Annotated in this window: 21 protein-coding genes and 1 pseudogene; 12 read left to right on the forward strand and 10 right to left on the reverse strand. The window is 65.7% G+C overall.

Annotated elements, in window-relative coordinates; all coding sequences use genetic code 11:
* Positions 1-117: 117 nt before the first annotated feature.
* From rpsF to G6N30_RS21080, 6 genes are all read left to right on the forward strand, one after another.
* Complete coding sequence (rpsF, locus tag G6N30_RS21055) at positions 118-408, forward strand: 30S ribosomal protein S6 (RefSeq protein ID WP_011562740.1); 291 nt, start codon at positions 118-120, stop codon at positions 406-408.
* A 75-nt stretch (positions 409-483) separates the two neighbouring features.
* Entirely contained in the window at positions 484-1,011 is a 528-nt protein-coding gene (locus G6N30_RS21060; protein ID WP_134058891.1) for a single-stranded DNA-binding protein, read from the forward strand.
* A gap of 49 nt (positions 1,012-1,060) precedes the next feature.
* Positions 1,061-1,315: a 30S ribosomal protein S18 gene (gene rpsR / locus G6N30_RS21065; protein WP_059092395.1), complete on the forward strand. Its 255-nt coding sequence runs from the start codon at positions 1,061-1,063 to the stop codon at positions 1,313-1,315.
* A gap of 29 nt (positions 1,316-1,344) precedes the next feature.
* Positions 1,345-1,803 carry a 50S ribosomal protein L9 gene (gene rplI, locus G6N30_RS21070; protein WP_134058894.1) on the forward strand — a complete coding sequence of 153 codons (459 nt, stop codon included), beginning with the start codon at positions 1,345-1,347 and terminating at the stop codon, positions 1,801-1,803.
* 449 nt (positions 1,804-2,252) lie between these two features.
* Positions 2,253-3,635 carry a replicative DNA helicase gene (dnaB, locus tag G6N30_RS21075; RefSeq protein WP_134058898.1) on the forward strand — a complete coding sequence of 461 codons (1,383 nt, stop codon included), beginning with the start codon at positions 2,253-2,255 and terminating at the stop codon, positions 3,633-3,635.
* Between the two features lie 120 nt (positions 3,636-3,755).
* Positions 3,756-4,784 (forward strand): hypothetical protein, encoded by a 1,029-nt coding sequence (locus G6N30_RS21080; RefSeq protein ID WP_134058900.1) that lies wholly within the window; start codon positions 3,756-3,758, stop codon positions 4,782-4,784.
* A 289-nt stretch (positions 4,785-5,073) separates the two neighbouring features.
* Here the strand turns inward: G6N30_RS21080 and G6N30_RS21085 are convergent, their stop codons facing one another.
* The 3 genes from G6N30_RS21085 to G6N30_RS21095 all read right to left on the reverse strand — a co-directional run bounded on the left by G6N30_RS21085 (position 5,074) and on the right by G6N30_RS21095 (position 7,109).
* Complete coding sequence (locus G6N30_RS21085) at positions 5,074-5,391, reverse strand: NIPSNAP domain-containing protein (RefSeq protein WP_134058903.1); 318 nt, start codon at positions 5,389-5,391, stop codon at positions 5,074-5,076.
* Between the two features lie 82 nt (positions 5,392-5,473).
* Positions 5,474-6,352: an SDR family NAD(P)-dependent oxidoreductase gene (locus G6N30_RS21090; protein WP_134058906.1), complete on the reverse strand. Its 879-nt coding sequence runs from the start codon at positions 6,350-6,352 to the stop codon at positions 5,474-5,476.
* A 40-nt stretch (positions 6,353-6,392) separates the two neighbouring features.
* The gene (locus G6N30_RS21095; RefSeq protein ID WP_234880288.1) at positions 6,393-7,109 is read right to left on the reverse strand and encodes an SDR family NAD(P)-dependent oxidoreductase; all 717 of its coding nucleotides are present in this window, start codon (positions 7,107-7,109) and stop codon (positions 6,393-6,395) included.
* A gap of 67 nt (positions 7,110-7,176) precedes the next feature.
* Here G6N30_RS21095 and G6N30_RS21100 point away from each other — a divergent pair, with 67 nt between their 5' ends.
* The gene (locus tag G6N30_RS21100) at positions 7,177-7,848 is read left to right on the forward strand and encodes a TetR/AcrR family transcriptional regulator (RefSeq protein ID WP_234880289.1); all 672 of its coding nucleotides are present in this window, start codon (positions 7,177-7,179) and stop codon (positions 7,846-7,848) included.
* Positions 7,849-7,863: 15 nt separating this feature from the next.
* On the opposite strand, the pseudogene G6N30_RS21105 reads toward G6N30_RS21100, so the two are convergent.
* Positions 7,864-8,435, reverse strand: a pseudogene (locus G6N30_RS21105) (LysR family transcriptional regulator).
* A gap of 248 nt (positions 8,436-8,683) precedes the next feature.
* On the opposite strand from G6N30_RS21105, the gene G6N30_RS21115 reads away from it, so the two are divergent.
* Positions 8,684-9,412 carry a MerR family transcriptional regulator gene (locus tag G6N30_RS21115; protein WP_197906151.1) on the forward strand — a complete coding sequence of 243 codons (729 nt, stop codon included), beginning with the start codon at positions 8,684-8,686 and terminating at the stop codon, positions 9,410-9,412.
* Positions 9,413-9,639: 227 nt separating this feature from the next.
* Entirely contained in the window at positions 9,640-10,509 is an 870-nt protein-coding gene (locus G6N30_RS21120) for an alpha/beta fold hydrolase (protein WP_134059308.1), read from the forward strand.
* 51 nt (positions 10,510-10,560) lie between these two features.
* On the opposite strand, the gene G6N30_RS21125 is transcribed toward G6N30_RS21120, so the two are convergent.
* The 3 genes from G6N30_RS21125 to G6N30_RS21135 are packed head-to-tail and all read right to left on the reverse strand — an operon-like array spanning position 10,561 to position 12,924.
* On the reverse strand, positions 10,561-11,520 hold the full coding sequence (locus tag G6N30_RS21125) for an alpha/beta fold hydrolase (protein ID WP_134058918.1): 960 nt from the start codon (positions 11,518-11,520) through the stop codon (positions 10,561-10,563).
* Between the two features lie 60 nt (positions 11,521-11,580).
* On the reverse strand, positions 11,581-12,480 hold the full coding sequence (locus tag G6N30_RS21130; protein ID WP_134058921.1) for an LLM class F420-dependent oxidoreductase: 900 nt from the start codon (positions 12,478-12,480) through the stop codon (positions 11,581-11,583).
* Between the two features lie 33 nt (positions 12,481-12,513).
* Positions 12,514-12,924 (reverse strand): MarR family winged helix-turn-helix transcriptional regulator, encoded by a 411-nt coding sequence (locus G6N30_RS21135; protein WP_197906152.1) that lies wholly within the window; start codon positions 12,922-12,924, stop codon positions 12,514-12,516.
* Between the two features lie 143 nt (positions 12,925-13,067).
* On the opposite strand from G6N30_RS21135, the gene G6N30_RS21140 reads away from it, so the two are divergent.
* The gene (locus tag G6N30_RS21140; RefSeq protein WP_134058927.1) at positions 13,068-13,763 is read left to right on the forward strand and encodes a nitroreductase; all 696 of its coding nucleotides are present in this window, start codon (positions 13,068-13,070) and stop codon (positions 13,761-13,763) included.
* 31 nt (positions 13,764-13,794) lie between these two features.
* Here the strand turns inward: G6N30_RS21140 and G6N30_RS21145 are convergent, their stop codons facing one another.
* Complete coding sequence (locus G6N30_RS21145) at positions 13,795-14,328, reverse strand: DoxX family protein (protein WP_134058930.1); 534 nt, start codon at positions 14,326-14,328, stop codon at positions 13,795-13,797.
* 507 nt (positions 14,329-14,835) lie between these two features.
* Between G6N30_RS21145 and G6N30_RS21150 the strand changes: the two genes are divergently transcribed.
* Both G6N30_RS21150 and G6N30_RS21155 read left to right on the forward strand, forming a co-directional pair.
* Positions 14,836-15,555, forward strand: coding sequence for a hypothetical protein (locus tag G6N30_RS21150; protein WP_134058933.1), 720 nt, complete (start codon positions 14,836-14,838; stop codon positions 15,553-15,555).
* A gap of 128 nt (positions 15,556-15,683) precedes the next feature.
* Positions 15,684-16,754: a VldE C-terminal domain-containing protein gene (locus G6N30_RS21155; RefSeq protein ID WP_134059311.1), complete on the forward strand. Its 1,071-nt coding sequence runs from the start codon at positions 15,684-15,686 to the stop codon at positions 16,752-16,754.
* Positions 16,755-16,759: 5 nt separating this feature from the next.
* Here G6N30_RS21155 and G6N30_RS21160 read toward each other — a convergent pair whose 3' ends face one another.
* Both G6N30_RS21160 and G6N30_RS21165 read right to left on the reverse strand, forming a co-directional pair.
* Positions 16,760-17,527, reverse strand: a complete 768-nt coding sequence (locus G6N30_RS21160) for a DUF1906 domain-containing protein (RefSeq protein WP_134058936.1) — start codon at positions 17,525-17,527, stop codon at positions 16,760-16,762.
* A 70-nt stretch (positions 17,528-17,597) separates the two neighbouring features.
* Positions 17,598-19,742, reverse strand: coding sequence for a DNA gyrase subunit A (locus tag G6N30_RS21165; protein WP_134058939.1), 2,145 nt, complete (start codon positions 19,740-19,742; stop codon positions 17,598-17,600).
* Positions 19,743-19,752: the final 10 nt, after the last annotated feature.

Raw genomic sequence — 19,752 nt, forward strand, 5'->3', positions numbered from 1 at the left:
CGATTTCGCAGCTCAGCAGTCTTTCCTGTAGCCTGGGCCGGTTGCCGACGCAGGCGACCCTCCTGCCACGGAATCCTCCGTGGCCGCACTACGACCATAGGAGGTGATGAGGTTCTAATGCGTCCATACGAAATCATGGTCATCCTCGACCCCACCCTTGACGAGCGCACCGTAGCGCCCTCGCTGGAGACGTTCCTGAACGTCATCCGCAAGGACGGCGGAAGTGTCGACAAGGTCGACATCTGGGGCCGCCGGCGGCTGGCGTACGAGATCGCCAAGCACGCCGAAGGCATCTACGCGGTGATCGACGTGAAGGCCGCCCCGGCCACGGTGACCGAGCTCGACCGTCAGCTCAGCCTGAACGAGTCGGTACTGCGCACCAAGGTCATGAGGACCGACAAGCACTGATCACCGAACGGCTGTGGGTGTCATGCGCCTTGCGTAGGCTCGCGCCCAATATGCCGTCCATTTCAGGAGGACCCAGTGGCTGGTGACACCACCATCACCGTCGTCGGAAACCTGACCGCCGACCCGGAATTGCGGTTCACACCGTCCGGTGCGGCTGTCGCCAACTTCACCGTGGCGTCGACACCGCGGATCTACGACCGCCAGAGCGGGGAGTGGAAGGACGGCGAAGCGCTGTTCTTGCGCTGCAACATCTGGCGCGAGGCCGCCGAGAACGTGGCCGAGAGCCTGACCCGAGGGTCTCGAGTGATCGTGACCGGTCGACTCAAGCAGCGCTCGTTCGAAACCCGCGAGGGTGAGAAGCGCACCGTCATGGAGGTCGAGGTCGACGAGATCGGCCCGTCGCTGAAATACGCGACCGCCAAGGTCAACAAGGCCAGCCGCGGTGGCGGCGGTGGCGGCGGCTTCGGCGGTGGCGGCGGCGGCTTCTCCGGTGGCGGATCCCGCGCTGGCGGTGGTGGGCAGTCGGCTCCGGCTGAGGACCCGTGGGGCAGCGCCCCGGCATCGGGTTCCTTCAACGGCGCCGACGACGAGCCCCCCTTCTGAGTGGCTTCCTGAAGCACTCCACAAGCGATTCTGAGAAAGAGATAGCGATATGGCCAAGTCCAACAAGCGGCGGCCGGCACCGGAAAAGCCGGTCAAGACCCGCAAGTGCGTGTTCTGCTCCAAGAAGGGCCAGAACATCGATTACAAGGACACCGCACTGCTGCGCACCTACATCAGCGAGCGCGGCAAGATCCGTGCCCGTCGGGTGACCGGTAACTGCGTGCAGCACCAGCGCGACATCGCGGTTGCGGTGAAGAACGCCCGCGAGGTGGCGCTGCTGCCGTTCGGTTCGTCCACGCGGTAGTCCGCCACCGGAAACGAAAGATCAACGAGATGAAACTGATTCTTACCGCCGAGGTGGATCACCTGGGTGAGCCCGGTGACACCGTGGAAGTCAAGGACGGCTACGGCCGCAACTACCTGCTGCCGCGCGGGCTGGCGATCGTGGCCAGCCGCGGTGCCCAGCGCCAGGCGGATGACATCCGTCGTGCCCGTGAGATCAAGACCGTTCGCGGCCTGGAGCACGCCAACGAGATCAAGCAGGCGATCGAGGCGCTCGAGGGTGTCGAGCTCGCGGTGAACGCCTCGGCCGATACCGGCAAGCTGTTCGGTTCGGTCACGGCCGCCGATGTGACCGCCGCGATCAAGAAGGCCGGCGGGCCGAATCTCGACAAGCGGACCGTTCTGCTGCCGAAGGCACACATCAAGAGCCTTGGCGAGCACCAGGTCACGGTGCGGCTGCACCCGGGTGTGGAAGCCTCGGTGTCGCTGACTGTCGTCGCCGAAGGCTGACGCCAGCGTCAATACGCCCGGGTGGGAACCGATCGTGGTTCCTACCCGGGCGTTGCTGTGTCGTCTGGCGAACATCGGCAATAGTTGTTTCCTTAGCGAACGTTATGCGCTGTTAACCTCCACGCCCCTCCGGCGCTACTCAACACGCCCGGGTAGTCAACCCAACACGACACGCCGGGGAAGTTTCTATCCACAACGATCTACCAGGCCTGTGGTGCGCTTATCTGCGGTGATATCCGAATAACGAACGGTTGTCCACAGGTTCTCCCCAAGACGTCAACACACCTGTCCTGATCTATGCACAGTCGCTCCACAGGTTGGTCAACAGGGTTGTCCGCGGACCGCCTCAGCAACGTCTAACGTTGGCGCTCGCGCGGAGTTGTCGGTGCGGTTTCCTACAGTCGCGGCGAGTGGAAAACGAACTGGCGTTCGATCGATTAGGGGGTCTCGTGGCTGTCGTGGACGACCGTGGTCATCCGGACATGGACGAAGGGCCGCCCCGGGAGGATTTCGGCCGCCAGCCACCGCACGACGCCGCCGCGGAGCAGGCCGTGCTCGGCGGCATGCTGCTCAGCAAGGACGCGATCGCCGACGTGCTGGAGCGGTTGCGTCCCGGCGACTTCTACCGCCCGGTGCACCAGAACATCTACGACGCGATCCTCGATCTGTACGGGCGCGGTGAGCCTGCTGACGCGGTCACGGTGGCCGCCGAATTGGATCGGCGCGGACTGCTGCGGCGGATCGGCGGGGCGCCGTATCTGCACACGCTGATCTCGACGGTGCCGACGGCGGCGAATGCGGGTTTCTACGCGGGCATCGTGTCCGAGAAGGCGCTGCTGCGGCGGCTGGTGGAGGCCGGCACCCGCGTCGTGCAGTACGGCTATGCGGGTGCGGAGGGCGCCGACGTCGCGGAGGTCGTGGACCGCGCCCAGGCCGAGATCTACGACGTGGTCGACCGGCGGTCCTCCGAGGACTTCGCGGTGCTGGAGAGCCTGCTGCAGCCGACGATGGACGAGATCGACGCCATCGCCTCGCAGGGCGGCATCTCGCGTGGTGTGCCGACGGGGTTCACCGAACTCGACGAGCTGACGAACGGTCTGCACTCCGGGCAGATGATCGTCATCGCGGCGCGTCCGGGTATGGGGAAATCGACTCTGGGACTGGATTTCATGCGGTCGTGCTCGATCAACCACCAGCTGCCCAGCGTGATCTTCTCGCTGGAAATGAGCAAGTCCGAGATCGTCATGCGCATGCTGTCGGCGGAGGCGAAGATCAAGCTCGCCGATATGCGATCGGGCCGGATGAGCGATGACGACTGGACGCGGTTGGCGCGCCGCATGAGTGAGATCAGTGAGGCACCGCTCTACATCGACGACTCGCCGAATCTGACGATGATGGAGATCCGCGCAAAGGCACGGCGATTGCACCAGAAGGCCGGGCTGCGGCTGATCGTCATCGACTACCTGCAGCTGATGACGTCGGGCAAGAAGGTGGAGTCGCGCCAGCAGGAAGTCTCGGAGTTCTCCCGAAACATGAAGCTGCTGGCCAAGGAACTCGAAGTCCCGGTGATCGCGATGAGCCAGCTGAACCGCGGTCCGGAGCAACGGACCGACAAGAAGCCGATGCTGTCGGACCTCCGTGAATCGGGCGCCATCGAGCAGGACGCCGACATGGTGATTCTGCTGCACCGGCCGGACGCCTTCGAGCGCGACGACCCCCGCGGTGGCGAAGCGGACCTCATCGTGGCCAAGCACCGCAACGGGCCGACGAAGACGATCACCGTTGCGCACCAACTGCATTTGTCGCGGTTCGCCAACATGGCGCATACGTAGAGGCGGTCGGCGGCGTCTCCGGTTCAATGTCAGTTCCTCACTCGATGTTCAGGCGACGTCCGAAAGGTAAGGAAATGACTCTTCTCGGCTCATCGGATTGAGGGCGGCGGTGCCCAAATCGTGAGCGTAGGTAACCGCGCGGAGCATAAGGTTTCTACTACCGTGAACTGCAACTTCTTTACTACCCTCGAGAGTTTCGGCGAGCGGTTTGAAAGCAAGATCGCGGGACGGCCAGTCACAATCTTGATGCCGGTCATCGAAACCGCAGGCGGAAAGATGGTGGCGCTTGCGCCAGATGCTGACCGCCTCAGCTCGGACGATCTCTACAACGCGCTACTGATGCGCGGAGGATCAATGTGGGCAAGGTTCATACTCGGCGGCGACGGCCCGCTGTATGAGCCCCGGATCGCCAACGTCTCAATGCTTGGCGTCAAGGCAACCCTTCGTGCAGCAGACGTCGCCGACTACGAGTCCCTTCGCAAACTCGAACGTCGCGCCGACGACTGGTGGGCCGCGGTAACGTCTTGGATTGAAGTTCTCAGCGGGCAGGACATCAAACAGATTGGTCCCGCTAGACAGTTGTGGCACAACGGCACACACCTTCAGTTCTTTCCACTTAACGAACAGGAGCGATTGGAGAGCGCTATCAGCGCCGCGACGCCGGATGTGTCCGGAGTCGTCAGCTCAGATCAACTGCGCGCCAGCTTTCTCCACGCAGGAAACGGTCAGCTACCGCCAGACGAGTGGCTGTTTCTGCGCGATGCGCGGTCGTTGCATAGGGCAGGCGAGTACCGCCGAGCACTCATCGATGTGGGTAGTGCTGCCGAAGTGGCCCTGGCGCGAATCGTCGAGAATGAACTGGCAGACAGAAGCGAGTCACCTGCCTTCATCGCCGGAAAATTGAGCGCGATGGAATCGCTAACACTCGGACAGAAGATTGGATACGTGGAGGGTCATCTGAAGCTACGGAAGCTCCCTCCAAGCTTCGAGTCAGTGGTCTTGAATAAGCGGAACGATGCTGTCCACCTACGTCCAACGCGCAAGATCGACGCCGAACGCGCTATCGGGAAGACCACGAAGCTCGTAGAGCGAGCCACACCGTTAGCGTCCCTACTATGCGCGAGTGGGCCAGCTGGTCGTGACGGCTAATTCGGCGAGGCGAGTCCTGACGCACCGAGATAGAGCACACCGCCAAGGCGGCTGAACGCACTCTATGGCGCCCCCGCACTTTGTAGACGTATGGCGCACGGGCGCGCGGTAGCTACTCGAGGCGGACAGTTCGAACGGGCGGTGGCTTCGCGGAAGGCCGCCCCACAGCCAACTCGTTTACGACGTCTTCGCGCCCACGCACCGATCGCCGCGACGGGGGTCGAGCAAGAGGCGGTCAGCAGGAGACCCTTGGCCTGAGTGCGTGATTCCGGGACATGGAGTCGAACCTCTACTGAAGTGGGGAGCTTGGAATCGACTGAAGCCTTACCGTATGCGTCGAGGTGATGAGGGACATGTCGAAGTCCGCGTGGTCCTCGGTGAAGTCGACACTGTGGCGGTAGATGTCGGCGAGTCGTGCCGGGTTGGCACCTGGCGGATACTCGACGAGCGCGACCACTCGGTGCCCGTCCGGGGCGCCGTCGATCCAGACGCCTTGGACGGTGATGCCGTGCTTGCGCAGGCTTTCGATATGGCGAGGCCAGAAGTGCGTGGTGTACTGGCGAAGCGCCTCTGCGCTGGCCAATGTGTAGGTGTGTAGTTCGACCACCTTGCGCTCCTTCTCATTTCCGGGACACGACAGTGCCAACCTCCGTGGTCGCACCGCCGCGATGAGGATCTCCGGCTTCGCCCTAGCGGTCCTCGGATCCGAGGGGGTCCAGTTGATCGTTGGTGGCGTCGTCGGCGGCGGTGGAAACGCTGATGGCCGCCCACTTTTCGTCGGTGGCGAGCAGGTCCCGTCCGGCGGCGGTGGCGTAGCGGTAGGCGTCGGGGCCCATTAGGAGTCGGCTGGGCGGATCGGGCATGTCGACGATCTCGAGCAGCAGCGCGGCGACCTTGGCGGGGTCACTGGCGCCGAGGTTCTCCGGGCTGCTCATGGCGGCGGCAGCGCCGACGGTGGCGGCGTACTCGTCGCGGATGGGGTCGATGCGCATTGAGGAGCCTGCCCAGTCGGTTCGCATGCCGCCGGGTTCCAGGACGGTGACCTTGATGCCCAGCGGCGCGACCTCGCGGGCCAGTACGCCCGAGAATCCGGTGACCGCCCACTTGGCCGACTGATAGGCGGCCAGGCCCGGCCGTGCCAGTCGTCCGCCGACAGAGGACACCTGAACGATATGTCCGGCGCGCTGGGCGCGCATAACGGGTAGTGCCGCCTGGGTCAGTCGCACCACACCGAAGAAGTTGGTGTCGATCTGAGCGCGGAAGTCAGCGAAGTCGACGTCCTCGATGGCCCCCATGTTGGCGTAGCCGGCGTTGTTCACCAGCACGTCGAGCCTGCCGAACGTGCCGACGGCAGTATCGACTGCAGCGCGCACATGTTCTTCGTTGGTGACGTCGAGTTCGACGACGGCCAGGCGGTCGGAGTGCGCCGCGGCAAGGTCGTCGAGCGCCGAGGTCGAGCGGACACCGGCGACCACGCGGTGTCCGGCATTCAGGGCAGCCTCGGTGATGGCACGCCCGAGCCCACGGGAGGCGCCGGAGACGAGGAAGACGTGTGAGTGATCGGTCATGGCAGTTCCTGACTATGAATGGTTGTTTTTTGCGGGAGTCTCACGAGATAGTGCGCACGGTGCCGCCGTCGACGCGGAGGTCGGCACCGCTGATGTAGTCGGCGTGCGAGCTGGCCAGAAAGGTGACGGCAGCGGCGATCTGCTCGGGTCGACCGAATCGGCCGATGTCATTGGGGAACCACTTCGCGGAGGCGGCCTTCTCGATGGCGTCCCAACCCGGACCCCATCCGTGCTCCGCGGCGGCGCGAAGCGTCATGTCGCGGGTGGGCTCGGTGAGGATCGCTCCCGGTGCGACGACGTTGGCAGTGACTCCGGTGCCGGCCAACTCGCGGGCGAGTGACACCGTGAGGTTGTGTCGCGCCGCCAGCGTGGCGGTGTAATGCGGCAGAGTGGCCGCGGGTTGCAGTGCCAATCCGCCGCCGATCGTGATGACCCGGCCCCACCCGCGACGCCGCATGCCGGGTACCAGGTGCTCGATCATGCGCACGCCCGAAACGACGTTGACCTGATAGATCTGCGACCACTGCTCGTCATCCAGTTCCGACCAGCCCCGATCGTCGTAGTAGCCGGCGTTGTTGACCAAGATGTCGACCTCGCCGGCAGCCTCGGCGACGGCGGCGGCCCCGGCACTCGACGCCAGGTCACCGAGCACTGCGACGGCATTGCCGCCGCCCGCGCTGATCTCGCCGGCAACCGCGTGGGTCCGCGCAGGGTCACGCCCGTGAACAACTACCGAAGAGCCCTCTGCGGCAAGCATTGCGGCAATCGACCGACCTAGCCCCGCGCTTGCACCGGTGACCAGAGCTCGCTTTCCAGACAACCCCATGTCCATCACGGCCTCCATAGTCTACGGACGTATACATACCTTCGTGTATACGAACGTAGACTTACGAGGCTGTATTCCCTACCGTGGAGCCATGCCAGCCGGCCCTTCGCGATCGCGTAATGCCGCCGCGACACGCAACGACATTCTGAAGTCCGCCATTCGGCACTTTGCGCGCGCCGGATACGACGGTGTCGGTGTACGCGAGATCGCCGGCGACGCCGGCGTCACCGCCATGTTGGTGAACCGGTACTTCGGGTCGAAAGAGCAGCTGTTCGCCGAGGCAGTCGAGGTCTCATTCGCGCCGCCGGTTTTCGTCGCCGAGAACGCCGACGCCCTCGCCCGCGACGTCGCCACGGCGCTGATCACCCGCTCCGCCAGGGAGACCGATGACCTGGCGCCGTTTCTGATCATGCTGCGGTCGGCTTCGAACCCGCGGGCCATCGAGATCGTGCGCGAGGCGATCGAGCGTCACGTCGGCAAGCGATTGGCCGGCCAGCTTCCCCAGCCGGGGCGACAGGTCCGCAGCGATGTACTGCTGTCGGTGATCAGCGGCGTGCTGCTCATGCGCCGAGTGGTCGGCACTCGGGCGCTCAATGGCCGCAACACTGATCAGCTCGTCGATCTTCTCGAGGCGGTGTTCGACACCATTGCCGAGACCCCGCTGAGCTGACGGTAGGCGGGACTGTCATGGTGACCGCGTGGCGCGCGTGACGTAGCCGGCGATCAATGCGTACATCTGCTCGGTGACTTGATGGGCCGTGCTCATGATGTTGTAGCCGTGATCAACGCCGGTCACCTCGTGGTAATCGACCAATGATCCTGCAGCGTGGAGCTTTTCGGCGTACCTGTGGGCTTCGTTTCGCAGCCGGTCGTGCTCGGCGGTCACCACGACGGCCGGTGCGATGCCGACGATGCTGTCACTGTTGGCGCCCCAGGCCGGCGACGCCAGCCGGTGGCGGCGCTGCTTCCGGTCGGGGATGTACGCGGTATCGAAGACCCGCCCATCCAGGGCTTGAGCATCCTTCGCTAGCCGGGCACGGCGCAGGAGCTGGCGGGCGTGCCTGCGCAGTTCCTCGCCTGCCGGGGTCAATCGGATCTGCTGGCGGGACCGGTCGAACAGCTGAACGGCAGCTCGTCCTCGAGTTTCTTGATCGACGTCGACAGGGCCGACTGGACGACGTGGACGCGTTGCGCGGCGCGAGTGAAACTCATGTCGTCGGCGACGGCCGTGAAGTACTCGAGTTGACGCGGCTCCATCCGAACGAAGCTATCAGCGCAGGCGATGCGCGCCACCGCTCGTCGGATCGTGCCGGCGATGCATGTGACTACGAGGCATGAGCCCGCCCACGGGCAGCCAGACGCCGTCGGACTCGTCGCGCTAACCGAGGCGCCACGGTCCGAAAGCAGGTGTTGACCTTGACGCTACGGCAACTTATAGCGTGGAAATCGGTCACACAGTGAGAGGTCGAGTGTCGGTGAGTTGGTCGATTCAGCAGGTAGCACGCGTGTCCGGCGTGACGGCACGCACCTTGCGCTACTACGACGAGATCGGTCTGCTGCAGCCGGCTCGTGTCGGCGCGAATGGCTACCGCTATTACGAGCATGCGGAGTTGTTGCGGCTGCAGGAAATCCTGTTGCTGCGTGAGCTTGGTTTGGATCTGGCCACGATCGGGGCTGTCGTCAATGCCCAACACGATCCGATCGAGGCGCTACGGCGCTATCACCTGCGTCTCGTCGAGGAGCGGGCCCGGTTGGATCGTCTGTCGGCCACCGTTGCGGCCACGATTCAGCGACTAGAGGAAGGAATCGACATGCCTGTGGAAGACCTGTTCAAGGGTTTCGAGTTCAGCCCGGAGTACATCGAGCGCGAAGCGCACCGCGCCCGCGATACTCGTGACCAGCGCGCGGTTACCGAGATGCAACGCATCACCGCAGACTGGGGTGACGAAGAATTCCGATCGTTCAATGCTGAAGGCGCACAGCTCGAAAGCCGGATGCTGGCTCTACTACGTGACGGTGTGGCTCACGACGACGAGGCGGCATTCGAGGTGCTCGACGAGGACCTCGCGTTGCAGCGCAAGGTGTGGAGTCCCGACAGAGATGGCTACGTCCGACTCGCAGAGGCTCTTACGGAGCCATCGGAATGGAACGCTCACATGGTGTCCCTGGACCCCCGGCTGCCCGCCTATCTCCGTGACGCGATGCTCGCGTACGCCAACGCGCGGATGCAGTAACGGCTTCAGCGAAGCGTTGAGCCACCGGAGACGCCCATGGTGCACGTTCGAGGAGCCGGCATCGACGACGGGCTGCCAGGAGCGTCGTGAACATCGCTGAATACGATACGCCGCACGCCGAGGGAAGACCCTGTCCAACACATGATTCTGCTTCTCTGCTGACGTGGGGTCATGCAGACTTACGTAGGGCACGGGTAAGGGTTCTCGACGGAGGACGTGGCTTGGCGATGGGGGCTGCACCACTGGGAGAGCATCGTCGGCAGACGACCACCGCATCTGGTCCGGTGGGTTACCTCGATGTCGGCCAGGGGCGCACGGCGGTGTTCGTCCATGGTCTGTTGACCAACAGCTTGTTGTGGCGCCATGTCATCTCGGCAGTAGCGTCTGACAGTCGACGTTGCGTGGCGATCGATCTCCCCGGGCACGGTCACACGCCGCCGGCACATGCCGATGCTGATGTCTCGCTGACGGGGCTGGCGCAGCGGGTCATCGAACTGATCGAGCACCTCGGCTTAAAGCGAATCGATCTGGTGGCCAACGACACCGGCGGCGCGGTCGCTCAAATCGTCGCTGCACGTTCGGGCGACAGAATATCGACGTTGACGTTGGCGAACTGCGACACCGAGGGCAATACCCCGCCGTGGCTTTTCGCGCCGGTGACGGCTGTAGCCCGGGCTGGACTTCTTCCCCGGGTCGGTCCGTATCTGGCTGCTCGACGGCGGCTGGTACGGGCAGTGCTCGCCATCGGCTACCAGCATCCGGGCCGGATTCCCGACGAAGTGGTCGAGGCGTACTGTCGTCCCGTTCTGGGCACGCCAGACGCCTCGCGCGCACTCGCGCGGATCATCACCGCGCTGTCGTCGAAAGATCTTGCAGCGGTGCGGCCCCAGCTGGGCGCGCTCAGGGCCCCGACACTCATCGTCTGGGGTACCGGCGACTTCTTATTCCGCACGAAGTGGGCCCATCGGCTGGCTGCTTCCATCCCGGCGACGGTAGACATCCAGTGGATCGAGGGCGCGCGCATGCACTTCCCTGACGAGCGGTCCCAACAGTTCCACGACCTGCTGACGCGTCACTGGGCCGCCCACGTCGAGTAGCGCGCGACGCTCCTACCGGGGCGGCGTGACATGTCGCGGCGCGCCGTGGCATCAGAACGCTGTGGACAGCAGGTCCAGGAGTGCCGCGTTGACTTCGTCGGGTCGTTCCTGCTGAATCCAGTGTCCGGCGCCGGCGATGATGATCTCGCGGTAAGGGCCGGTGACGACCTCGCCGTGGCGGTCGGTGCGGGTGAACGACAGCACGGGATCATCGCCGCCGGCGATGAACAGTGCGGGAACGGTGATCGTGGATGCGGGCGGGGCTGCCGTCAGCTCCCAGTTCCGGTCGAAGTTGCGATACCAGTTCAACGCGCCGGTGAATCCGGTGCGACTGAATTCGCTGATGTAATAGTCGAGTTCGTGGCGCTTCAGCCAGTGTGGAAGTTCTGCAGGCTCGGGCAGGCGATCGACATAGCTTTGCGGGCCAGGCCTTTGCATGTCGGCGAGCTGCTGGCGGTCGACGCGTGGAGCGGCGATAATACGTCGGATCGTCGTGGCCGGGTCGCGGCCCAAATCAAGGTCGGCGATCCCGGGCTCCTGAAAGTACAGGATGTAGAAGAAGTTGTCGCCCACGGCTTCACGCCAGATCTTGGTGGGGGGCCTGCGTGACCGGGGCACCGGCGGTCCGCTCAACCCGGCCACTCCGGCGACGCGGCGCGGATGCAGCAAGGGCAACGCCCAGGTGACGATCGAACCCCAGTCATGGCCGACGAAGACTGCCTGCTCGGCGCCGACGTCGTCGAGCAGGCCCACAAGATCAGCGGTCAGATGGTCGATCGAGTAGGCGTCGATCGCAGCCGGACGGGAGGAGCCGCCGTAGCCCCGCTGATCGGGAGCGAGTACCCGGTATCCACCCGCGGCGAGCACGGGAATCTGGTGGCGCCATGAGAACGCCAGTTCGGGGAATCCGTGGGCCAGCACCACGACTGGGTCACCGGGTTCACCGCAGTCGAGTGTGCGTAGTCGCACACCGTTGGTCGCGATAACCCGCTCGGAGATCTCGGGTGCCATCGTCGTACTGAATCACAATGCGGCCACTCGCTCACGAATTCGCGTGTATCCAACCCCCAGTCAGAGTGGCAATACGGAGGCCAGTTCGCGCAGCGCCGGCCGCGGGTCCGTGGTCGGCCGATCGCCGAGGATCTGGACGACGACGTGATCGGCGCCCGCGTCGAGGTGCGCGGTGACCGACGCGGCGGCCTGCTCGGGGCTTCCCATCGCGACCAGCGCGCGGGCCAACCGGTCAGATCCGCCGGGCACCAGGTCGGACTCGTCGAAACCCTGTCGCAGCCACGAGTTTCGATAGTTCTGCAGCGGCACATAGAACCCGATGTGGGTGTGCGCGCGCCGGAGCTGATCCTCGGCGTCACCGCCGATTGCCACGGCCTGCTCGGAGATGACCCATTTGTCCGGTCCCAGGATCGCCCGCGTCGCTGCGGTCTGTTCGGGTGTGACCAGATAGGGGTGGGCGCCGTCGGCGAGCTCACCGGACAGTTCGATCATGTTGGGGCCGAGGGCGGCCAGGACGCGGGCGGGCCGGGCGCCTTCTTCGATCTCCGGGGGCAGGGCGTTCATCCGATCCAGGTAGGTGCGCATCGTCGCGAGCGGCTTGCCGTAGGTGCCCTTCATGTTCTCCTCCACGAAGGGGGCATGGCTGACGCCGAGACCGAGCACGAACCGCCCGGGATACAGCGCCGCCAGGGTGCGGGCGCCGCCTTCTGCGGGTGTCGGGATTCGGAAGTGGATGTTGGCGATGCCGGTGCCGACGACGAGGCGGTCGGTGGCAGCCAGGAAGGCCGCGGACTCGACGAGCGCGTCCTTGCCACCGCCTTCGGGCATGAAGAGCGATCCGAAGCCCAGCGCTTCGATCTCGCGAGTGATGCCTTGCGCCTCGCGAATCGGCCAGGGTTCGCTGTTCCACCAGACACCGACACGACTCGGGAAGTCAACGGCGGCAGTCTTGTTCGTCAGAGGTACTACTTTCGTGAGCAGGTCGAGCGGAGATCAATCGACGACCGGGTGTGCGAGCCCGTCGAGCGTCTGCCGGAGGTCATCGATGCCCTCCCAGGTCAATTGGCAGGCCGACTTGATCTTCGCGTTGACACCGCGAATCTCGGGTTCCATGGCGCGTGCTCGAGCGGTGACGTCGACCAACACGCGGCGTTCGTCGGAGGGGTCCCGTACGCGCGTGACCATCCCGGCGGCCTCCAGGCGTTTGACCAAAGGCGTGATGGTGCCGGTGTCCATGTCGAGCCGGGCCCCGAGCGCGCCAACCGTCTGGGGCGCGTTGTCGAGGAGGGCCAGCATTGCCAGGTACTGCGGAAACGTCAGACCCAGCGGTTCCAGAAAGGGTTTGTGCAGCCGGACCACCCGGTTGGCGGCCCCGTACAGCGCGAAGGACAGGGCTTGGCCCAACTGGTCCCGACAGGCCGACGTCGGTTCCGTGGACTTTCCCCTTGACTGCGATTCCATAGTACGCTAGACAATAGCACGCGAGAGGCTGCTGTGCCAGTGCCGACGCGGCGCCTCTCCCGCACCAGCCAGAGCGAGAAACATTGATGACGACGTCCACCACCCCACTGGTCGACCTGCTGCGGTCGCGGTACTCCGTGCGGAAATTCCTTCCCACCCCGATGTCGGCCGCCGACATCCGCGGCGTGCTCGAAGACGCCCAGACATCACCGTCGAACAGCAACACCCAGCCGTGGGCCGTGCACGTGGTGTCGGGCGCGGCACGGGACGCGATCAGCGGGGGGATGCTCCGGGCCCATGAGGAAGGACGAACGTCCTCGGACTTCACGTTCGGTTACGGAGACGGCCTCTACGCCTCACGCGCACAGCACCACGGCGCAACGCTTTACGAGGCCCTGGGTGTGGCCCGATCCGACGTCGAGGGAAGGAATGACGTCGTCCGCGACAACCTGCGCTTCTACGGCGCGCCGCACGCAGCCTTCCTCTTCATGCCGTTGCTCGGTGACGGGGTACGCACCGCCGGCGACATCGGCATGTACGCGCAGACCTTCCTGCTGTCACTGACCGCGCGGGGCTTTCACGGCATACCGCAGACGATTCTCGGCATGTACGCCGATGTCGTCCGCGAGGTTCTCGGCGTACCCGAGGAGTTGAAGCTGCTGTTCGGGATCTCATTCGGCACGGCCGATCCCGCCGCCAAGGTGAACGAGCTTCGTATGCACCGACTTCCGATGGAGCAGAGCGTCGTGTTCCACGATGAGCCGGCCTGGGGTCGAGGCTGAACTGCTCTGAATGCGACCGACCGCCCGGGCGCTACAGCATCGATTTCAAGACCAGGACGGCGACCGCGGACACGATGCCTGTCGCGATGCTGGCCACCGCCCACGACGCGCCTTGTCGCTGCCACGGCCGGCCATGGTCCAGTGCCAGTGCGCCGGCGCCGGTGCAGGCGATGACCGCGCCGGCGGTCGCGTAGAGCAAGGCTGGTTGATATCCGGCCGGGCCGAACAGCCCGCCCGACCAGGTAGCGGTGATGGCATTGAGCATCACACCGACGACGATGGCGCCGGCCAACGGCGTGAACAAGCCCAGCAGCAGCAAGAGCCCGCCCACCACCTCGAGCAGTCCGGCGACGGCAGCGAAGAAAACGCCTGGGCTGTAGCCGATCTGCTCGAACACGGCGCCCGTCTCGGTCAGGCCTTGACCGCCGAACCACCCGAAGAGCTTCTGCAGGCCTGCGGCAGCCAGCAGTGCGCCGAACACGACGCGGAGGAGCAACAGTCCGACGTCCCCGGCGCCGACACGGCCGGAGGTATCCGTAGTCAGTTGTGAGTCAGTGATGTTCATGACATGAAACGGTAGAACCTGAACAAAACTTCAGGTCAAGGGTTTCGGGTCGGCATTGCGCACCCTGGTCGACCGTCCGGCCGGCGTGCGGGCGGCAACGCATATCCAGTCAGACGAATGGTGTGACGTTCCATACACATTGGTCGCTCAACTGTTGGCGGTCCACCTCGTCTACCACGCGTTTTGTCAAATCGTTTGATCGTTTACTAAAGTCGGCGGCTAACTCTGACAGGGCAGTGACCCCAGAACAACGCAATGTAGGCCACATTCCGCCAGACAGTGGCAGTAGTCGTTCCGGGTGATGTATCGGCGCCGCGTCCACCGCGCGTCGCTCCCGCTGTCCTGCGTGTAGCAATAGCCCTCTGCTGGCCTGCATCTGGTCGTGTCGGCAGTCAGTCGCTGTCTACCAATCAGAGTCCAACGCCGTCTCTCGAGCGCCTGAGAGGCGGGTTGGCGGGGAGGGGAGCCCTGTACGGGGGAGCTCACACCTCCACAGAAGAAAGAACCATGCCGAAGCTCGACCGATTGACGAAGTTCGCAGATCAGAACCAAGTAAAGACGCTCATCACCGCTGTTCTCATCACTGCCGGTGCCGGGGGCGCTGCTCTCGGCGTTTCACCGGACCACACGCCTACAGCCGCCCCGGTTGCGCAGCCGGCGGTCGACGATGCGGCACCTGTCCGCGCCGGGACTGCCCCCACGGCCCCCGCGCCGGTGATCGCGCCCGCCCCCGTCGCCCCTCAGCCGGTGCTCGTGTCCAAAGATTCCGGCCCGCAGGACATCGTCAAGGCCATCGTGAGCCAGGGCCAGGCCGCCGGGCTGCCCGCAGACCAGATCCAGACCGTCATCGCCACCGCGAAGATCGAATCGGCCTTCCGCCCGGCGGTGTCCGGAGGTGTGCAGCCCTACGGCGGCCCGGGGACCGCTGCCGATGAGGTCTTCGGCCTGTTCCAGGAGAAAGCCAGCTTCGGCACCGTCGCCGAACGCCAAGACCCCAATAAGGCGATTGCCCGATTCATCGTCCGGTTCACCGAGGCGTTCAGGAAGTACGGCATCACTGGCGACACCGTGCAGGCGGCTACGCTCGCGCAGAACCCGCAACTGCTCAAGACCAGGCGCGGGGTCGGAACCGGCTACTACAACACCGTCAAGGCCGCGATGCGAGAGGCCAATGACCTCTACAACCAGGCGGCCGCACCCCCGCCGCCGCAAACAGTCCTCCGCTAGCTGGACTGCGAGGGCACCGCACGTCACCACGGAGGAGTGGACATCGCCGGTGTCAATTCGTAGCCTTGCCCGGGACACCGACAGCCGGGCCGAGAGCGGTCCTCGAGCGAAGGACCGTGACAATCCGCGTGACCGGGGTGCGCCACCTACTTCGGCGAACGGTGTGCGGTGTCGCGACCACGGCCTTCGTGCTGACCATCTCGCTGGGCGACGTCAAGGCGGACCCGGCAGCTGACGCGTTGTCCGAGCTCAACGAGTTGTCCCGGCAGGCCGTGCAGAGCCGCGAGGCCGTCACGGCGGCCCAGCGTGATGCCGACGCCAAACTGGCTGCGCAGGCCGCGGCGGTCGACCGCCACCGCGCCGACCTGGCGGCACTGCAGGCCGCGAACTCTCAGCTGGCGCCTTCTCAGGACGCTGTCGACAGGATCGCGGCGATGCACTACATGAGTGGTCGTGACGGTCAGTTCGCGGCGGTGCTGACTGCGACCTCCCCCCAACAGCTGATCGACCAGCTGTCGCTGCAGCGGACGGTCGGCGCAGGCATTGCCGACCAGTTGGCGACCTTCCACGCAGCACGGGAGCGCGCGGCCGCCGCCGCGCAGGCGTCAGAGAGATCGGCCGACGACGCCGTCGCCGCGGCGGAGTCGGCCGCCGCGGTGCGCGCAGAACTGCAAGCCAAATTGAGCGAGTTGCTGCGTCAGATCGCCGCTGCGGAGGCGCAGTACGCGGCTTTGTCACCGCAGCAGCAGGCGGTGGTCAACACGCAGCCGGCCATCGCCGCGATGCCCGGCCTGCCGCCCGGCGACGTGGCGCCGCCGCCGGCCGTCGCCATACCGGAGATCGCCGAGGCGTTGCCTGTCGGCGTCGCATCAGAAGCCGGCTTACAGCCCAACGCCGTCCTGGCCGCGAGGGCCGTGAGCCGACAGTTCCCCCAGATCGCCGACATCGACGGAGTCCGGCCGGACTCGAAGCCGTGGCATCCCAGCGGCCTGGCGATCGACATCATGATCCCCAACCCGGAAAGCCCCGAGGGCATCGCGCTCGGGGATCAGATCCTCGCGTTCGCGATGAGCAATGCGGGCCGGTTCGGGCTACAGGACGTGATCTGGCGCGGCACCTATTACACGCCGGCCGGTCCGCAGGCATCGGGATACGGCCATTACGACCACGTGCACATCACGGTGACGCCACGCCGCTGACCGATTCAAGGATGTAGGTTCCACTGGCCGCAATCCTGGGCCAGCACGTCGTTGACGTCGACGCGGATGCCGCCGACCACCGGTCCAGGATTCGAGGCGGTGTCGATGATGCGCTGGTACAGCACTGCGGCGGGGTAGACCTGACCATTGGACCACGACCGGGTCTGCCAGGCCCACACCTTGCCGGGTGACCGCGACCTCCCGATGACGCCGTCGGCCGCAGCCCACTGGCACGTCCTGATGCCCCCGTAGATCCCGGTGCGCTGCACGCCGATCACCGAATTGATTCCGCGAAACCACGGCAACGCAACGGTATTCCATGTCTCACGGTCGATGTCGTCGTCGACGCTGAAGAAGATCGGGGCGCTCTGGCCGCCCCCGGCGGCGGTGTGCAGTTGCCACCCGGTGCGAGCGTCGGCAACGCCCCCGGCGTACCCGCGGGTGAAGTCCGACGGCGCCGTTCCGCCCGGCTTGCCGTACTGGTAGTTGCTGACGATCACCAAACCGGCGGCGGCCAGCGACCTCGCGTAGGGCAGGGTGATCGGCTTGGCGCCGAAGGACGAACCGGGCCGCGAGGTCGAGACGTAGTTGATCACCCCGGCGTGGCCGGCGGCCCGGATGTCCTGTGCCGGGATCTGGCGCATGGCGTAGTCGATCAGCGTGGGAGCGGCGGCCGCGGCCGCGGGGGTGCGGGAACCTGTCGCCGCACCGAGCCCGGCCAGCGCCGACGCGCCGAGGGCGTAGCGCAGTGCGTCACGCCGGGATATCGACACCGGGCGATGTTAACAAAGTGGCGCTTGTGATTGACGTGACCTCTGCGTCGTGTCGGCTCGAAGCCGCGCCCTACTGGGCGGGCGTCACATCGCTGCCGGAACCCTTGATCGACGCCTTCGCGCGGCGCTCGGCACGAACCGCCCGCTTCCCGCGCACGAACCCCGTCGCTGACACCGATGCCGACAGCAACGCGGTTTCACCGTTGACGAACGGGTGAAACCCGACGCCGGCGCCCCCACGCCCCTTCACCGGGATGTCCGCGACTTCGGTGACCTTCCAACCCTTTTCGGAGATCGACAGGATGGCTTCGCCGTTTGCGCACGTGAGCGGCAGCGCAGCGATGACGGTGTCCAAGGGGTCACCCGGCGCCAACTTCACCCCGGCCACGCCGTTGCCTGCCGCGCCCTGCGGATTCACCGCGGCGGGGTCGATACGGAGCACCCTTCCGCGCCGCGTCACCAAGGCCAGGTGTGAACCCGCAGCCAGAACTCCGGAGCGCAGCAACCCGGTGATGTCCGGGGCGACCGGGATGTCGCGGATCTTGTACGGCAGCCCGCCGCCGGTGGTGAACTTGACCCGCCCGTCGGTCCAGACCGCCCAGCCCAACCCAGAGGTGAGCAGCTCGCCGTGGCTGTCGGAGAACACGCCGCGATCGTCAAGCCGCCAAGCCGCGTTGACCTTTCGTTCGCGGGAGCCGTCCTCGGCGGCGCCGGACGTGACCGGAGTGGCCTCGGCGTCCAGCACGGTGCGGCGATCGAACTCGGGCCCTTTGAACAGCTTCGCCGTCTCGACCAACTCCTGGTCGATCACTTTGCGCCGGGCGTCCGGATTCGACACCAGTTCGGTGAGCACGGCGAACTCGGCGTCCAACTTCTCGGCCTCGGCCCGCAGTTCGATCACGTCGAGCTTGGTCAGGCGGCGAAGCTGCAACGCCAGCACGTAGTCGGCCTGGACCGCGTCGATCGCGAACCGGTCCTGTAAGCCCTGGCGGGCCTCATCGACGGTGTCGGACCCGCGGATCACCGCCACGGCGGCGTCGATGTCCAGGTGAATGGTCATCAGGCCGGCCACCAGATGGCGTCGCGCGGTGACCTTCTCGAGCCGGTACTCGCTGCGGTGCAGCACAACTGAATCGCGCAGCGACAGGAACGCCGCGATCAGCTCACGCACCGACCACCAGCGCGGCACCCGATTCTCGTCGAGTGCCACCAGGCTGGCGGCGAACGTCCCTTCCAACGGTGTCAGGGCCAGCAGTTGATCGCGGATCTGCTCGGCACTGTGGCCGCGTTTCGCAGTGACGACGATGCGCAGCCCGTTGCGGCGGTCGGTGAGGTCGGACATGTCGGCCACACCGGGCATCTCCCCGGACTCGACCAGTGCCCGGATCCGTTCCTGCACGGTGTTGCTGGCCACACCGGGCGGCAGCTCGGTGATGACGCAGTTCTTTCCGTCGACCGACACCGTGCCGCGCACCGTGAACGCTCCGCGGCCGGTGGTGACGTACTCGCGCAGCCCGGCCTCGCCCACCACCGTTGCGCCGCAGCCCCAGTCCGGGCCGGGGATCAGCTTCATCAGCCTGTCGTCGGTCATGTTCGGGGTCTTCAGCAGCGCCCGGCAGGCGGCCATGACCTCGCGTGGATTGTGCGCGGGCACTTTGGTGGCCCAGCCCTCGGCGATGCCGACCGCCCCGTTGCAGAGCAGCACCGGCCACCGGGCCGGCAGCACCGTCGGCTCGGTCCACTCACCGTCGAAGGTGGGCACCATCGGCACCGCGTGATCGTCGAGTTCGGCGGTCAGTGCCGCGCCGGGCGCGGACAACCGCATCTCGGTGTAGCGGTCAGCCGCGGGGATGTCGCCCTGGATGCGTGGGAAAGCACCTTGTCCGTCAATGACTTTCACCCGCTGGAACTCGGCAGCCATCAGCGCAGCGGCTCCGTACATCGACGCGCCGCCGTGCGGGTGCAGGTTGCCGGTGACCGCCGAACAGACCTTCGAGGACTTCTGGGGTTTGTTGCCGGGCAGCAGCCGCGAGTCGTGCATCTGGTAGAGCAGGCGTCGCTGGCCCGGCTTGAGCCCGTCGAACGCGGACGGGATGGCGCGGTCGCTGACGCTGTAGAGCGCGAAGGTCAGCTGGTAGTGGTTCCAGTACTCGTCGGCGCTCTGGTCGAGGACCAGATCCGGATTCTGCTCAGGGACATCCAGGGTGGCGGTCACGATGTTTGTC

It is taken from the genome of Mycolicibacterium litorale (assembly GCF_010731695.1).
Classification (GTDB): Bacteria; Actinomycetota; Actinomycetes; order Mycobacteriales; family Mycobacteriaceae; genus Mycobacterium; species Mycobacterium litorale.

Excerpts from the sequence above, each read along its gene's own strand:
- G6N30_RS21100 (WP_234880289.1), top strand. The coding sequence starts at position 7,177 with ATGTCCATCACGGCCTCCATAGTCTACGGACGTATACATACCTTCGTG.
- G6N30_RS21120 (WP_134059308.1), top strand. The coding sequence starts at position 9,640 with ATGGGGGCTGCACCACTGGGAGAGCATCGTCGGCAGACGACCACCGCA.
- G6N30_RS21090 (WP_134058906.1), bottom strand. The coding sequence starts at position 6,352 with ATGACCGATCACTCACACGTCTTCCTCGTCTCCGGCGCCTCCCGTGGG.
- rplI (WP_134058894.1), top strand. The coding sequence starts at position 1,345 with ATGAAACTGATTCTTACCGCCGAGGTGGATCACCTGGGTGAGCCCGGT.
- G6N30_RS21150 (WP_134058933.1), top strand. The coding sequence starts at position 14,836 with ATGCCGAAGCTCGACCGATTGACGAAGTTCGCAGATCAGAACCAAGTA.
- G6N30_RS21145 (WP_134058930.1), bottom strand. The coding sequence starts at position 14,328 with ATGAACATCACTGACTCACAACTGACTACGGATACCTCCGGCCGTGTC.
- G6N30_RS21125 (WP_134058918.1), bottom strand. The coding sequence starts at position 11,520 with ATGGCACCCGAGATCTCCGAGCGGGTTATCGCGACCAACGGTGTGCGA.
- G6N30_RS21140 (WP_134058927.1), top strand. The coding sequence starts at position 13,068 with ATGACGACGTCCACCACCCCACTGGTCGACCTGCTGCGGTCGCGGTAC.
- G6N30_RS21095 (WP_234880288.1), bottom strand. The coding sequence starts at position 7,109 with ATGCTTGCCGCAGAGGGCTCTTCGGTAGTTGTTCACGGGCGTGACCCT.
- rpsF (WP_011562740.1), top strand. The coding sequence starts at position 118 with ATGCGTCCATACGAAATCATGGTCATCCTCGACCCCACCCTTGACGAG.
- rpsR (WP_059092395.1), top strand. The coding sequence starts at position 1,061 with ATGGCCAAGTCCAACAAGCGGCGGCCGGCACCGGAAAAGCCGGTCAAG.